Origin of the sequence: Nocardiopsis sinuspersici (genome assembly GCF_001998325.1) — a bacterium.
Taxonomy (GTDB): Bacteria; Actinomycetota; Actinomycetes; order Streptosporangiales; family Streptosporangiaceae; genus Nocardiopsis; species Nocardiopsis sinuspersici.
Map to the genome: position 1 here is coordinate 2,763,361 of NZ_MCOK01000001.1, position 14,206 is coordinate 2,777,566.

Here is a 14,206-nt window from a genome sequence, read left to right on the forward strand (position 1 = left end):
GACGTTCCAAGGGGGTGGGATCGCATTGCAGCGTACCGAGCTACCGGTCGGTAAACGCAACCGAGGTGAGGAACGGTACTCCTCCCCCGCACACAGGCCTTTTCCGGACATGGGGACGGGTTCCCGGAGCGCGCCGGCCCGGAGTGAGGTGTGTCACCGCACCGCACCGGGCGCGCCGGGCCGGAGCCTTCAGGCCCAGCCCGCGTCGTGGGCCAGGATGGCGGCCTGTACCCGGTTGGACATGCCCAGCTTGGCCAGGATCCGGCTGACGTGCGCCTTGACCGTGGCCTCGCGCATGCCCAGCTCACGCCCGGCCTCGGCGTTGGACATGCCCCGGGCCACCGCCACGAGCACGGAGCGCTCCCGCTCGCTGAGCACCGACAGGCGGCGCCCGGCCTCGTCGCGTCCCGCGGTCGAGTCGGCGGGCGCGGGAGAGGCGAAGCGTTCGAGCATGCGCTTGGTGACGCTGGGGGAGAGCATGGCGTTTCCCTCATGGACGGTGCGCACCGCGCTGATGAGGTCGCGCGGCGGGGTGTCCTTGAGCAGGAAGCCCACCGCCCCGGCGCGCAGCGCGCCGTGCACGTACTCGTCCAGGTCGAAGGTGGTCAGCAGGACCACGCGGGGCGGCTCGGGCAGGGCGGTGAGCAGGGACGCGGCGGTGATGCCGTCGGTACCCGGCATGCGGATGTCGAGCAGCACCACGTCCGGGGCGAGTTCCCGGGCCAGGCGCACGGCCTCGTCCCCGTCACCTCCCTCCCCCACCACCTCGATGTCGGGGGCCGCGTCCAGGATCATCCGCAGGCCGGATCTGACCAGGAGTTCGTCATCGACCAGGAGCGTGCGGATCACTGTCGGGGACCTCTTCCGTGCCGGGTGGGTTGTCGGTTCGCAAGATAGCGCGCATCCGCCATCCGCCGTCGGGGCACGCCCCGGCGCTGAGGCTGCCGCCCGCGAGGACGACGCGCTCCCGCAGCCCGGTCAGTCCGAAGCCGCTGCGGGGCATGGGAGCGGCCGGGGCCGGCACGGGCTCGTTGGCCACCTCCACCTCCAGCCGATGGGCGCTCCGGTGCAGGCGCAGGGCGACGGCGGCGCCGGGCGCGTGCTTGGCCGCGTTGGTCAGCCCCTCCTGGACGATGCGGTAGGCGGTGCGCTGGACGCCCGCCGGAAGCGGCGGCCCCTGCCCGCTGTCCTCGCGGATGATCCGCATCCCGGCGGCGCGCCACTCCCCCACCAGGCGGTCCAGGTCGGCCAGGACCGGCTGCGGCGCGGTGGGCGCGGCCGCGGTGTCGTCGCGCAGCACCCCGAGGATGCCGCGCAGCTCCGACAGGGCCTCGCGGCCGGTGGTACGGATCAGCCCGGCGGCCTCCACGGTGCGCGGGTCGTCGGTGGAGACCTCCAGTCCGCCCGCGTGCAGCACCATGAGGCTGACCCGGTGCGCGACCACGTCGTGCATCTCGCGGGCGATGCGGGTGCGTTCGGCGGTGATGGCCCGCTCGGCCATCATGTGCTGCTCGCGTTCGAGGCGCTCGGCGCGCTCGTGGAGCCGGTCGATGAGCTGGCGGCGGGTGCCCACCCACAGGCCGAAGGTCATGGGCACGACCAGGAACATCCCGATCATGAAGATCTGGCCGAAGGGGTTGGCCTCGTACGCGAGGATCATGGCCAGGCCGTACAGGGCGAACCAGCCCACCAGCAGGCGCCGGTTGTCGAAGTAGACCGCGTAGGAGTACAGCGCGATCGCCGCCGGGACGAAGTTGGCGAAGAACAGCAGCAGTACGAACGCGGTGACGAGCAGCCACCGGGGGTGGCTGCGCCGCAGGAGTACCGTCAGCCCGGCCCACAGCACCGGGATCACGTAGAGGATCATCCCCAGGGGCAGGGCCAGCAGGGGGTTCATTGCGATCAGGGAGCCGACGAAGGCGGCGAAGACGCCGCCGAGCAGGCCGAGCCCTTCGGCCCCGGCTGCGGCGGAGAGCTGCATGAGCCCGCTGAACGGAAGGGGTAGGACGGCGTAGAGCCAGTCGGCGATGCCCAGCCGGCGGTGCCACCACCACTCCCGGTTCCTGTCCCACAGGGCACCGGCGGCGCCGCCCCGGTCGTTGACCCAGCTCCTCATGCTGCGGAGTCTACGGCGGCGCCTCCGGTGACTCCGCGTGAGAGCACGGGGACACACCCCCGTGGCCGGACGTCGCCGGCTCCGCGTATCCCCAGCTCAAGGCACCTGTTCACTCGAATACACCACGGACGGTGACGCGCCCGCCCCCGACGAAAGTCGGTGCTCCGACCCGACGAAGGAGTCCCGAACCCGTCCGGCGCCCTCCCTTTGGCCGGGTCCGGGATCGGCCCCCCGGGGGACGCCCCGGGGGGCCGAGCGGCCCTAGCGTGGTGGGGGTACCGAGGCGGAGCCTCCGCCCGGACCGCACCACCATCCCTTTCCCGAATTCCTGGAGCTGTCTGCCGTGACCGAGTCCACTGTGAAGCCCGTCCCCCCGGTCGACGCACCGCCGGTGGTGGTCGCCCGGGGCCTCACCAAGACCTACGACACCGGCGACAACCAGGTCCACGCCCTGGCGGGGGTGGACGTGGAGTTCCACCGGGGCGCCTTCACCGCGATCATGGGCCCCTCCGGATCCGGCAAGTCCACCCTGATGCACTGCCTGGCCGGGCTGGACGTGCCCACCGGCGGCACCGTGCACCTGGGCCGCACCGAGATCACGGGGCTGCGCGACGCCGAGCTGACCCTGCTGCGCCGCGACCGGATCGGGTTCATCTTCCAGTCGTTCAACCTGCTGCCGATGCTGACCGCCGAGCAGAACATCATGCTGCCCTCCCAGATCGCCCGGCGCGGGGTCGACAAGCAGCGGTTCGACCACATCGTCGACGTGGTGGGCCTGCGCGACCGGCTCAGCCACCTGCCCGCCAAGCTCTCCGGCGGCCAGCAGCAGCGCGTGGCCGTGGCCCGCGCCCTGCTCAACGCACCCGAGGTCGTCTACGCCGACGAGCCCACCGGCAACCTGGACTCGCGCTCGGGCGCCGAGGTGCTCCACTTCCTGCGCGACTCGGCCCGTGACCTGCACCAGACCATCGTCATGGTCACCCACGACCCGGTCGCCGCCTCCTACGCCGACCGGGTGGTCTTCCTGCGTGACGGCCGTCTGGTGGACGAGGTCACCGAACCCACCGCCGAGCTGGTCTCCGCGCGACTGCTGAAGCTGGAAGAGGCCTAGAGGACATGCTGCGCACCACACTCGCCGGGCTGAAGCTGCACAAGTCCCGGTACGTCACCACCGTGCTGGCCATCCTGCTCGGGGTCATGTTCGTCTCGGGCACCATGGTCTTCGCCGACACGCTGAACGCCAGCTACGAGGAGTCCGTGATGGGCTCCGCGACCAGTGTCGACGCCATCGCCGTCCCCTCCCAGCCGGAGCCGGGGAGCGAAGGGGCCCCCGAGGAGCCGATCCCCTTCACCGGGGAGCAGCTCGACGAGGTCCGGGCCCTGCCCGAGGTCTCCGAGGCGGGCGGGCTCCTGAGGAGCGAGGCCGTGCTCCTGGACGCCGACGGCCGCGCGGTCGGCTTCACGCCGCCCGCCGCGGTCGGCCTGGAGGGGGTCAGCCGCTTCTCCGCCGACGAGGGCTCGCTGCCCTCGAACGGGGACGAGATCGCCCTGGCCACCTCCACCGCCGACCAGACCGGTTTCGCCGTCGGCGACACGGTGACCGTGCTCGACGCCGAGGAGGAGAAGCGCGACTTCACCGTCACCGGGCTGGTCGAGTTCGGCGTGGACCCGTCCTACAGCCTCGGGGGCGCCGTCGTCTTCGACCCGGACACGGTCCGGGAGATGACCGGTGTGACGGGCTACTCCGAGATCGACGCGCGCGCCGCCGAGGGCCGCACTCCCCAGGAGGCGGCCGACGCCGTGACCGCGGCGCTCGGCTCGGGGGCCGAGGTGCGGACCGGTGAGGAGTACGGCCTGGCGATGGCCGAGAACGTGGGCGGCCAGACCGAGATGATGCGCGTCGCCCTGCTGCTGTTCGCGTTCATCGCGATGTTCGTCGCCGGGATCGTCATCTACAACACCTTCGCCATCCTCATCGCCCAGCGCCAGCGCGAACTGGCCCTGCTGCGGTGCATGGGCGCCAAGCGCGGCCAGGTCTTCCGGTCGGTGCTGGCCGAGTCGGTGGTCGTGGGACTGGTCGCCTCCGCCCTGGGCGTGCTGGCCGGTGTGGGCATCGGCATGGCCGGCGCGACCTTCGGCGGTCCGCTCCTGGGCACGGGCGACGCGGTCCCCGTCGTGGTCACACCCCTGGCTGTCGTGGTCGGCCTGGCGGTCGGCACCGTGGTGACCGTGTTCTCCGCCCTGATCCCGGCCACGCGCGCCACGCGGGTGGCACCGCTGGCGGCGCTGCGCACCAGTGCCACCGCTGCCGGGTTGGAGAAGGGCACGGGCTGGATCCGCGTCGTCTTCGGCCTGCTGACCTTCGCGGTCTCGGCCGGTCTGGTCGCCGTGACCCAGATGGCGGACCTGGCCCAGGTGGGCCTGGTCGTCGTGACCGCCGCCGCCCTGATCACGTTCGTGGGCGTGGTCGTGCTGGGTCCGCTGCTGGTGCGCGGCATCGTGCGCCTGGTCGGCGTCCCCCTGCGGAAGGTGGGCGTGCCGAGCATGCTGGCGGTGGACAACTCCACCCGCAGCCCGCGCCGCGCGGCCACCGCGATGATCGCCCTGACCGTGGGCGCCACGCTCATCACCGGGTACTCGGTCATCAGCGCCTCCACCGAGGCCACCATGACCACCATGCTCGAGGAGCAGTTCCCGGTGGACTACCAGATCTCACCGCAGTTCTCCATGGAGGAGCCGGAGAGCGAGGAGGCCGGGGAACCGCAGGAGGCGTCCGCCGAGGGCTCCGAGGGCGCTGGGAGCACTGAGGGCGCTGAGGGGGCCGAAAGCCCGGCCGACGGTGCCGAGGGATCCGCCGAGGCGGGCGCCGCCGAGGGAACCGGCGAGGCGGGCGCCGCCGAGGGAACCGGCGAGGCGGGCGCCGCCGAGGGAACCGGCGGCGAGCCCGCCGACCAGGAGGGCGGAGCCGGCGAGGCGCCGGAGACGCCCGTGATGCCCACCGTCCCCGCCGAGGTCGTGGCGGCGCTGGAGAGCCAGCCCGAACTGGGCCAGGTCTTCGGCCGGCGCAGTGCCACCGTCGAGACGGACGACGACCGGATGGCCTTCGTCTACACCTATCCGGGCGCCGAGATCGGCGCCGACCTCACCAGCGACGTCGTCGAGGGCGACCTGGCCGACATGGGTCCGGGCAGGGCCGTGGTGGCGGAGGGGCACCTCGACGGCGTCGGGATCGGTGACACCGCCACCCTCCCGTCCGAGAACGGGGAGGACCTGTCCCTGGAGGTCGTCGCCGTGGTGGAGGAGATGCAGATGCTCTCCGGCGTGACCGTCGCCGAGGAGGACTTCGCCAAGGCCTTCCCCCAAGTGGACGGGAACGAGATGCTCTTCGTCCGCGCGGCGGAGGGCGCCGACCCCGCCGAGGTGCGCGACGCGGTCTACACGGCGGTCGAGGACCACCCGACCATGCAGGTCGGTTCTGCCGCCGAGATGAAGAACCAGTTCTCCCAGATCCTGGACATCGCCTTCTACACCATCGCGGCCATGCTGGGCCTGGCGATCATCATCGCGGTGTTCGGCATCTCCAACACGATGGCCCTTTCGGTACTGGAGCGCACCCGCGAGTCCGCGCTGCTGCGGGCGCTGGGCCTGGCCAGGGGGCAGCTGCGCCGGATGCTGAGCGTGGAGGCCGTGCTGCTCTGCCTGATCGGCGCGGGTATCGGCATCGTGCTGGGCGTGGTGTTCGGATGGGCCGCCGGCGCCTCGGTGCTGCCGAACATGATCTTCGCCGTTCCGGTCGGCCAGATCGCGATGTTCATCGCGGTGGCCGTCCTGGCGGGGCTCCTGGCCTCGGTGCTGCCCGGCCGCCGGGCCGCCGGGACCTCGATCACGGGGGCGCTGGCCAGCGAGTAGGCGCTTCGGCCCCTCCGCGCATGGAAGAGGACACGCGGGCCCTTCCCAGCCTTCGGGCGGGAGGGGCCCGCGCCGTACTGTGGGCCCGGAGGTGCGCGGTGGAGTCTGCTTCGGTACCGGCCCCGGCGGGCGGGGTGGTGTGGGGAACGGCCACGGCCCGGTGGACGCTCACGGCCACGGTGCTCGGTTCGGGGATGGCCTTCCTGGACTCGACCGTGGTGACGGTGGCGCTGCCCGCCGTCCAGGACGACCTGGACACGGGGCTGTCGGGATTGCAGTGGATCGTCAACGGCTACATGGTGACGCTGTCCGCGCTGATCCTGCTCAGCGGTTCGCTGTCGGACCGGTTCGGCCGGGTGCGCCTGTTCATGGTCGGAGTGGCGGTGTTCGCTCTGGCGTCGGCGCTGTGCACGTTCGCGCCGACCCTGGGATGGCTGGTCGCGGGACGTGTGGCGCAGGGCGTGGGCGGAGCGCTGCTGACGCCGGGAAGCCTGGCGATCCTCCAGGCGGGGTTTCGCGAGCAGGACCGGGCGCGGGCGATCGGGGCGTGGTCGGGGCTGACGGGCGTGGCCGCGGCGGTGGGGCCCTTCGTGGGCGGCTGGCTGGTGCAGGTCGGCGACTGGCGGCTGATCTTCCTCATCAACCTGCCCGTCGCGGCGGCGGTGCTGGCGATCGCCTGGTTCAGGGTGCCCGAGTCGCGCGACGCCGACGCCTCCGGGCGGTTGGACTACCCGGGGGCGCTGCTGGGCGTGGCCGCGCTGGGCGGGATCACCTACGCGCTCATCCAGTGGGGCGCGGTGGGTGCGGCACCGGGCGTGTGGACCGCGGCGGCGCTGGGTGTGCTGGCCCTGGCGGGGTTCCTGCTGGTGGAGGCGCGCAGCCGGAACCCGATGCTGCCGCTGGGGGTCTTCTCCTCGACGGCCTTCAGCACGACCAACGCCGCGACGGTGCTGATCTACGGGTCCCTGGGGCCACTGCTGTTCCTGCTGGTGATCCACCTGCAGGAGGTGGGCGGCTACTCTCCCGTGGCGGCGGGGGCGGCCTCACTGCCGATCACGCTCATGATGCTGGCGCTCTCGGCGGGGTCGGGCAGGCTCGCGGCCCGGATCGGTCCCCGGCCGCAGTTGTTCGCGGGCCCGCTGCTGTTGGCGGCGGGGTTCGTGCTGCTGTCGCGGCTGGAGCCGGAGGCGCCCTACCTGACGGGTGTGCTGCCGGGTGTGCTGCTGGTGGCGCTGGGGCTGTCGACGACGGTGGCGCCGCTGACGGCGACCGTGCTGGCGTCGGTGTCCGAGCGGCACGCTGGCCTGGCCTCGGGGGTGAACAACACCCTCGCGCGCGGCGCCCAGCTGATCGGGGTGGCCGCGGTCCCGGTGCTCGCCGGGATCGGCGGGACCGGTGGTGGGAGCGCGGGGGCCAACGGTGGTCCCGAGGCGCTCGCGCAGGGCTTCGGTCCGGCGATGCTGATACTGGCGGGCCTGTGTGCGTCGGCCTCGCTGTGCGCTCTGGCGCTGCCGTGCGGGCGGATGCCGGAGGCCGCGGAGAAGGCGGAGCCGCCCGCCGCGGAGCCGCCCCCGCGGTTCTGCGGGGCCTCGGGGCCGCCGCTGCGCTCGTGCCCGGGCTCCAGAGCCGGGGAGTAGGCTCCGGTGGCTCCGGGAGGTCCGCGGCGGCCGGACCGCCGGTCACCCCACGGAGCCACCGGAGCGGGGATCAGACGTCCCGGGTGCCGGTGCCGGGGATCTCGGTGTCCTCGGCTCCGGGATCCGCGGCGCGGGTGTCCTTCGGGGCCCCGGTGTCCGGGGTGCCGGTGTCCCTCGGATCCTCGGCGTCGGGAACGTAGCCGGACGTGTCGGTGGTCCGGTCGCGCTCGTCGTCCCGCTCGCCGTGGGGCGTGTCCGCCGGGTGCTCGTACGGCCTGACGGGGTGTTCGCTCCTGACGGCCGCCCCCTCGCCGGTGTCGGGCGCGTCCGTGTTGTCGACCTCGTGCACGGCCTCCTGCTCCGCGCTGCGGGTCTCCCCGCCCCAGTTCTCGCGCGGGTAGAGGTCGCTGCGCTCGGAGCGCACCGCCTCGTCGATGCCCCGGGGAGCCGAGCTGTCGGTTCCCGGCGTCTCGGGGTCCACGAAGTCGTACTCCTGGATGCCGTAGTCCGGCTCGATCCGCCGCTCCCGCGCGACGGCCTTGCTCAGCTCGGGGTCGTCGCCCATGTCGGTGTCCACGTCGTAGGGCTCATCAGTGTCGCCCGAGCCGGTCTTCTCGTCAAAGGGCTCTTCAGTCACTGTCTCCCCCCTTCCCTCGTTAGTCCGCTGCCCCAAACCGTCCCGCGTATGTCAACTTTCCGGCCGAAAAACACGGGCGCGCGAAAGGAGCCGAGGCCTCCGGCGTGCGCGGACAGGCCGCCGAAGGGGTGGAGGCGGTGGGATCCTCCGGTGCGCGGTCTCGTCCACGCGCACCGGCGGCCCTAGCGGCGGGCGCGCTCGGAGCGGCGCAGGAGCAGGGGGCGCAGGGCGGCCTCCAGGGCGACGGCCCCGTCGAGCTTGCTCTGGCCGGCGGCGCGGTCCTCGAAGTGGATGGGGATCTCCACCATCTTCTGGCCGCGCCGGTAGGCCCGGTAGTGCATCTCCACCTGGAAGGTGTAGCCGGTGCTCTCGATGCTGGGCAGGTCCAGGGTGCGCAGCGCCGAGGCCCGCCAGAGCTTGAAGCCCGCGGTGACGTCGCGCACGGGCATGGACAGCACGGTCTTGACGTAGGCGTTGGCCCAGCCGCTGAGGATGCGGCGGCTGCGCCCCCACTGCTCGGACAGGCTGCCGCCGGGCACGTACCGGCTGCCGATCACCACACCCGCGTTCGTGGAGTGCAGGGTGCCGAGCAACTGGGGGAGGTAGCCCACGGGATGGCTGAGGTCGGCGTCCATCTGCGCCACGTACTCGGCGCCCTCCTCCAGGGCGCGGGTCATGCCCGCGACGTAGGCGCGGCCCAGTCCGTCCTTGCTGGTGCGGTGGATGACACCGACGCGTCCGGCGTGCTCGACGGAGAGCTTCTCGGCGATCTCCCCGGTGCCGTCCGGGGAGTTGTCGTCCACGACCACGACCCGCAGGCGGGGCAGGTCCAGGGCCATGAGCTGTCCCACCAGCGCGGGCAGGTTGTCCGCCTCGTCGTAGGTGGGCACGACCACCGTGAGCCGGGAACCGGCCCAGGCCCCGGGGAGCGCCACGGGTTCCGGCGTGACGCGCACGGGTTCGGAAGGCGAGTGCTGGGGCGTCGGCTGGGAGGACATGCGCGGCGGCTCCTGGGGCGGATCGGGACCGCGTGGTGGACGTCGGCCCCGTGACGGGTGTGAACGGTAGGGTATGCGCTCCCGGTGTCCGCCGGGAGGAGGACGTCGCGTCCGCTGTTCCTCACTGCCCCCGTTCCCCGACGACCACGGCGACGTGGACGAGGGCGCCCGTCTCCTCCAGTGTCATGAGCACCTCGGGGTCGGCGCTGCTGTCGGTGACCAGGTGGGCGATCTCCTCGGGGGCGACGGTGGGCACCATGGTGTCGGCACCGATCTTGGTGTGGTCGGCCAGGACGATGGTCTCCTCGGCGCAGGCCGCCAGGGCCTGGTCCACACTGGCCACGGCCGGGTTGGGGGTGCTCAGACCGCGGTCGGCGCTGACCCCGTTGCCGGAGAGGAAGGCCCGGTTGACGCGCAGTCCGGCCAGGCTCTGCTCCGCGGCGGCCCCGACCAGCGCCCTGACGGGCCCGTGCAGCGTACCGCCGGTCACGACCACCTCGACTCCGGTCGCCCCCGACAGGACGTCGGCCACGCGCAGGGAGTTGGTGACCACGGTCAGGTCGGTGCGGTTCAGGAGTTCGCGGGCGAGGGCCTCGGTGGTGCTGCCGGGACCGATGGTGACGGCGTCGCCGGGGCGGACCAGGCGGGCCGCGGCCACGGCGATGGCGGCCTTCTCCGCGGCGCACTGGCCGCTCTTGCCGGAGTAGCTCTGCTCGTGGCCGATGCGCCCCGGCAGGGCGACCCCGCCCCGGCGCCGGTCGACGAGCCCCTCGGCCTCCAGCGCGCGCACGTCGCGGCGGATGGTGACCTCCGAGGCGCGGACCTTGGTGGCGATGTCGCGCAGGGACATGGTGCCGTTGGCGCGCACGAGTTCGAGAATGCGCTCCCGGCGTTCGGCGGCGAACGCCGGACGGCTCTCCTCGGACATGCGGCCCACTTTCCGTGCTTGGTCCCGGCACGGGCGGTGGTCCCGCGCGGTTCCTAGACTACGGAACCGTCCCGGGTGGGGGCCCGCGCCGGTTCGGCGGTGTCCGAGGGCTCCGAGGGGGTCTCCTCCGCGGCGGACTCCGGTCTCTCCATGAGGAGGGTGACGATGACGACTACCGTGAGCGCCACGAGGCCGATGAGTGCTCCCACTCCGAACAGCACCACGACGGACATATGGGCCTCCCAGGGGACGGGCTGACCTGCCAATAACCAAATTCCCGGTTTCGGTTGACCTCACACCACCGGACACGGGAAAGATCACGCCACAATGGGGGTATGAAGCCCGATCCGGCACCACTGGCCACCGAGGTCTGGTGGGCCCACACCTCCGCCGCCGACGACCGCCTGCTGCGCCTGCTCGACGAGGAGGAGCTCACCCGCAACTCCCGCTTCCGCCACCAGGCCGACCGCGACCGGCACCTGCTGGGCCGCGCCACGGCCCGGCTGCTGCTGGCCGAGCGTGCCGGGTGCCCGCCCGAGAAGGTGACCTTCGCCCTGCGCTGCCGTTCCTGTGAGGAGAAGGAGCGCACGGGTGCCGATGAGGGCGCGGGCACCGGCCAGGGGCCCCACGGCAAGCCGCACCCCACCGGCCCCGCCGAGGGGTGGGAGGTCTCCGTCAGCCACTCGGGCGAGTGGGTCGCGCTCGCCATGGCCTCCGGCGTGCCCGTGGGCGTGGACGTCGAACGCGTCTCCGCGGCCCGCGACCTGGAGGGCCTGGTGGCCTACACCCTGGGCGACCCGGAGCGCCGCGCCTGGGAGCGCCTCTCCCCCGCCGACCGGGTCGGCGCCTTCTTCCGCTACTGGGCACGCAAGGAGGCCCTGCTCAAGGCGACCGGTCTGGGACTGTCTGGCGGTCTGCGCCGTGTCCTGGTGAGCCCGGTGGACGCCGAACCCGAACTGCTGTCCTGGGCCGGTGGCGGCGGCCCGGAGGCGGCGGCTCTGCTGGACCTGGAGCGGGGGGAGGAGTACCGGTCGGCGCTGGCCGTGCTGACCGACCGCCCGGTGGAACTGGCGGTGCGTCCCCACGAGGAGACCGCCAGGCTGCTGCGCTCCTGGCCGGGAGGCGTCTGAGGCCCGGATCCCCGGTCGGCGGGGAGGCCTCCCGGCCCGCCGCCGACGCGCCGGCGCGCCCTCTCCCGGCGGCGCCCCTCAGCCGCCCTCGCGGGCCAGGTGGCGGCTGATGACCAGGCGCTGCACCTGGTTGGTGCCCTCCACGATCTGGAGCACCTTGGCCTCGCGCATGTAGCGCTCGACGGGGAAGTCACGGGTGTAGCCGTAGCCGCCGAAGACCTGCACGGCGTCGGTGGTGACCCTCATCGCGGTGTCGGTGGCCAGGAGCTTGGCCATGGCGGCCTGCTTGCCGAAGGGGCGTCCGGCGTCGCGCAGGCGGGCGGCGGCCAGGTAGAGCTCGCGGGAGGCGGCGACCTGGGTGGCCATGTCGGCGAGCATGAAGCCCAGGCCCTGGAAGTCGCCGATGGCGCTGCCGAACTGGCGGCGTTCGCGGGAGTAGGCGACGGCGGCGTCCAGGGCGGCCTGGGCGAGGCCGACGGCGCAGGCGGCGATGCCCAGGCGCCCCGAGTCCAGGGCGGCCAGGGCGATGCCGAACCCCCTGCCCTCCTCCCCGACCAGGGCGTCGGCGCCGATCCGGACGTCGTCGAAGAGCACCCCCGCCGTGGGCGAGGAGCTCATGCCCATCTTGCGTTCGGGAGCCGCGGAGTCCAGGCCGGGGGCGCCGGCCGGGACGTGGAAGCAGCTGATGCCGTGGGATCCGGAGTCGGGGGCGCCGGTGCGGGCGAAGAGCGTGTAGTAGTCGGCCCGGCCGCCGTGGGTGATCCAGGCCTTGGCGCCGTTGATCCGGTACCCGTCCCCGACGCGCTCGGCGCGGGTGGTCATGGCGGCGGCGTCCGAACCGGAGGCGGTCTCGGACAGGCAGTAGGCGCCCAGGAGGTCGCCGCCGAGCATGTCCGGCAGGAGTGCGGCCCTTTGCTCCTCGGAGCCGAAGGCGGCCACGGGGTAGCAGGACAGGGAGTGGACGCTGACGCCCAGGCCGACCGCCAGCCAGCCGCGGGCCAGTTCCTCCACCACCTGGAGGTACACCTCGTAGGGCTGGTCGCCGCCGCCGTACTCGCCGGGGTAGGGCAGTCCGAGCAGTCCCGACCCGCCGAGCACGCCGAAGACGTCGCGCGGGAAGAGGCCGCCCTCCTCGTCATGGGCCGCACGCGGGGTGAGTTCCTTGTCCACGATCTCCCGGGTCAGTTCCAGGAGCTGCTTCGCCTCGGGGGTGTGCAGCGTGCGTTCGACCGTCATGGGCTTCTCCCGCGCTTTCGGACTGTCCAGCATGTGGATCTAGTAGGACGTCCAACTATATGGTGACGCAGGGCACCCTACCCCACAAGCCGGCCTGCCCGACGTCCTGGTTTCGACAGCCGGGGCGCGGGCCGCCGATCCGTTGGACAGCGTGCTCCTCCCCGACCGCGGGGACGGCGTGTCTGTACACGAGGCCCCTCCCCGTCCTAGATTCCACGCATGGACCTCGAACTCCGCCATCTGCGCACCCTCTGCCTCCTGGCTGACACCGGCAGTGTGACCAAGGCGGCCGCCGCGCTCTCCACGTCCCAGCCCGCGCTGACCACCCAGCTCCAGCGGATCGAACGCGAGGTCGGCGGACCGCTGTTCCACCGCGGCCGCTCCGGCGTCCGCCCCACCGAGCTGGGTGAGTTCGTACTGGTCCGCGCACGTTCGGTCCTGCTGTCCATGGACGACCTGCTCCACGACATCACCGCGCGCGGCGCCTCTCCCGCCACACTGCGCGCGGGCGGGGTGGGGCCGCTGACCATAGAACTGTCGGCCCGCCTGCCCGAGGTGTTCCCGAACGTGCCCGTCCACGTCCGTACGGAGTACTCCCCCAAGCTGGTCACCGACCTGGTGCGCGCGGGCCGCCTGGACCTGGGGACCACGATCGACTACGTGGACCGCGACCTGTCCACGGACGGCCCCCTGTCCTGGGCGATGCTCTCGGTGGAACCGCTGCACGTGGCGCTGTGGGCCGACCACCCCCAGGCGGACCGGCCGCTGGTCCGCCTGGGCGACCTGTCCGGATCCCCGTGGGCGCTCACCCCGCCGGACGGAACCGGCTGGCCCGAGTGCTTCTACCTCGCCTGCCAGCGGGCCGGGTTCACCCCCGAGGTGCCCTACCGGCTCTACGACCGCTCCGAGATCCACGACCTCATCGCCGACCGCCGGGCCGTCGCGCCGTGCCAGTCGGACTTCGACACCGACGCGGGTGTGGTGGTCCGCCCCCTGGAGGGCGCGCCCATCCAACTGCGCCACCTGCTGGTCTGGCGGCGCGACGGCCCGGTCCACCAGGTCTCCGACAGCATCGCCCGGCTGGCCCGCGAGATCCTGCGCGGCTCGTCCCGCGCGCTGTCCCCCGTCCCGCCGGAGGGCACCCCCGTGCCCGTCGAGGCGCTGGGAAACCACCGCGGCGGCCGCGCGTCCGACGCTCCCGCCGGCTGACCCGGCCGCGTACCGGTCGCCCCGCGAAATGGAATTCGCGCGGAGAACCACGTAAGAGACGCGAGGGAAGGTGTCTTTCCTTTCGCGTCCCGAAAAGGCGCGCGCCCTCACCGCCCCATGCGCGAGGCCCCGGCTCCAGTCGGTTCTCCGCTCCACAACGGGACCGTGACCCACACCACAATTAGCGCGCGAACGCACTGAAACCCGGCATTCCCGCTTCTTTTACATCCGACACCATTTATGCAGACCTACTGGTCGGTTTGCGGCGTCGGTTGACACGCGTACAGTGTCTACGCAGTGACGTACTGGTGAGTAGGTAGACCCCCGCCGCCCTCTCCATACCACGTACCTCCATCCCCCCGGGCGCCCTCGCGTCTGTCCCGACAAGACGAACGAGTCCAGGACA

Annotated in this window: 12 protein-coding genes; 5 read left to right on the forward strand and 7 right to left on the reverse strand. The window is 72.7% G+C overall.

Annotated features, from left to right (window positions below; all coding sequences use genetic code 11):
* Positions 1-189 precede the first annotated feature (189 nt).
* Both NOSIN_RS11900 and NOSIN_RS11905 read right to left on the reverse strand, forming a co-directional pair.
* Positions 190-849 (reverse strand): response regulator, encoded by a 660-nt coding sequence (locus NOSIN_RS11900; protein ID WP_077690803.1) that lies wholly within the window; start codon positions 847-849, stop codon positions 190-192.
* Positions 824-2,116 (reverse strand): sensor histidine kinase, encoded by a 1,293-nt coding sequence (locus NOSIN_RS11905; protein WP_077690804.1) that lies wholly within the window; start codon positions 2,114-2,116, stop codon positions 824-826. The genes NOSIN_RS11900 and NOSIN_RS11905 overlap by 26 nt, the downstream gene beginning before the upstream one ends.
* 343 nt (positions 2,117-2,459) lie before the next feature.
* On the opposite strand from NOSIN_RS11905, the gene NOSIN_RS11910 reads away from it, so the two are divergent.
* The 3 genes from NOSIN_RS11910 (at position 2,460) to NOSIN_RS11920 (ending at position 7,662) form a co-directional block, all read left to right on the forward strand.
* Positions 2,460-3,227, forward strand: a complete 768-nt coding sequence (locus NOSIN_RS11910; protein WP_077690805.1) for an ABC transporter ATP-binding protein — start codon at positions 2,460-2,462, stop codon at positions 3,225-3,227.
* Positions 3,228-3,232: 5 nt separating this feature from the next.
* Complete coding sequence (locus NOSIN_RS11915; protein ID WP_077690806.1) at positions 3,233-6,025, forward strand: ABC transporter permease; 2,793 nt, start codon at positions 3,233-3,235, stop codon at positions 6,023-6,025.
* A 194-nt stretch (positions 6,026-6,219) separates the two neighbouring features.
* Complete coding sequence (locus tag NOSIN_RS11920) at positions 6,220-7,662, forward strand: MFS transporter (protein WP_236743465.1); 1,443 nt, start codon at positions 6,220-6,222, stop codon at positions 7,660-7,662.
* Between the two features lie 70 nt (positions 7,663-7,732).
* On the opposite strand, the gene NOSIN_RS11925 is transcribed toward NOSIN_RS11920, so the two are convergent.
* From NOSIN_RS11925 to NOSIN_RS11940, 4 genes are all read right to left on the reverse strand, one after another.
* A complete protein-coding gene (locus NOSIN_RS11925) occupies positions 7,733-8,299 on the reverse strand; it encodes a hypothetical protein (protein WP_236743355.1) in 567 nt (188 codons plus the stop codon).
* A 182-nt stretch (positions 8,300-8,481) separates the two neighbouring features.
* Positions 8,482-9,297, reverse strand: coding sequence for a polyprenol monophosphomannose synthase (locus tag NOSIN_RS11930; protein ID WP_077690808.1), 816 nt, complete (start codon positions 9,295-9,297; stop codon positions 8,482-8,484).
* A 121-nt stretch (positions 9,298-9,418) separates the two neighbouring features.
* Positions 9,419-10,225, reverse strand: coding sequence for a DeoR/GlpR family DNA-binding transcription regulator (locus NOSIN_RS11935; protein ID WP_077690809.1), 807 nt, complete (start codon positions 10,223-10,225; stop codon positions 9,419-9,421).
* A gap of 53 nt (positions 10,226-10,278) precedes the next feature.
* A complete protein-coding gene (locus tag NOSIN_RS11940; protein ID WP_077690810.1) occupies positions 10,279-10,458 on the reverse strand; it encodes a hypothetical protein in 180 nt (59 codons plus the stop codon).
* 102 nt (positions 10,459-10,560) lie between these two features.
* On the opposite strand from NOSIN_RS11940, the gene NOSIN_RS11945 reads away from it, so the two are divergent.
* Positions 10,561-11,355: a 4'-phosphopantetheinyl transferase family protein gene (locus NOSIN_RS11945; RefSeq protein ID WP_077690811.1), complete on the forward strand. Its 795-nt coding sequence runs from the start codon at positions 10,561-10,563 to the stop codon at positions 11,353-11,355.
* A gap of 78 nt (positions 11,356-11,433) precedes the next feature.
* Here NOSIN_RS11945 and NOSIN_RS11950 read toward each other — a convergent pair whose 3' ends face one another.
* A complete protein-coding gene (locus NOSIN_RS11950; RefSeq protein ID WP_077690812.1) occupies positions 11,434-12,591 on the reverse strand; it encodes an acyl-CoA dehydrogenase family protein in 1,158 nt (385 codons plus the stop codon).
* Between the two features lie 219 nt (positions 12,592-12,810).
* Here NOSIN_RS11950 and NOSIN_RS11955 point away from each other — a divergent pair, with 219 nt between their 5' ends.
* Positions 12,811-13,800 (forward strand): LysR family transcriptional regulator, encoded by a 990-nt coding sequence (locus NOSIN_RS11955; RefSeq protein WP_227014378.1) that lies wholly within the window; start codon positions 12,811-12,813, stop codon positions 13,798-13,800.
* The last annotated feature ends 406 nt before the right edge of the window (positions 13,801-14,206 follow it).

Coding starts and splice junctions, on each gene's coding strand:
- NOSIN_RS11905 (WP_077690804.1), bottom strand. CDS start 2,116: ATGAGGAGCTGGGTCAACGACCGGGGCGGCGCCGCCGGTGCCCTGTGG.
- NOSIN_RS11915 (WP_077690806.1), top strand. CDS start 3,233: ATGCTGCGCACCACACTCGCCGGGCTGAAGCTGCACAAGTCCCGGTAC.
- NOSIN_RS11920 (WP_236743465.1), top strand. CDS start 6,220: ATGGCCTTCCTGGACTCGACCGTGGTGACGGTGGCGCTGCCCGCCGTC.
- NOSIN_RS11930 (WP_077690808.1), bottom strand. CDS start 9,297: ATGTCCTCCCAGCCGACGCCCCAGCACTCGCCTTCCGAACCCGTGCGC.
- NOSIN_RS11935 (WP_077690809.1), bottom strand. CDS start 10,225: ATGTCCGAGGAGAGCCGTCCGGCGTTCGCCGCCGAACGCCGGGAGCGC.
- NOSIN_RS11940 (WP_077690810.1), bottom strand. CDS start 10,458: ATGTCCGTCGTGGTGCTGTTCGGAGTGGGAGCACTCATCGGCCTCGTG.
- NOSIN_RS11945 (WP_077690811.1), top strand. CDS start 10,561: ATGAAGCCCGATCCGGCACCACTGGCCACCGAGGTCTGGTGGGCCCAC.
- NOSIN_RS11950 (WP_077690812.1), bottom strand. CDS start 12,591: ATGACGGTCGAACGCACGCTGCACACCCCCGAGGCGAAGCAGCTCCTG.
- NOSIN_RS11955 (WP_227014378.1), top strand. CDS start 12,811: ATGGACCTCGAACTCCGCCATCTGCGCACCCTCTGCCTCCTGGCTGAC.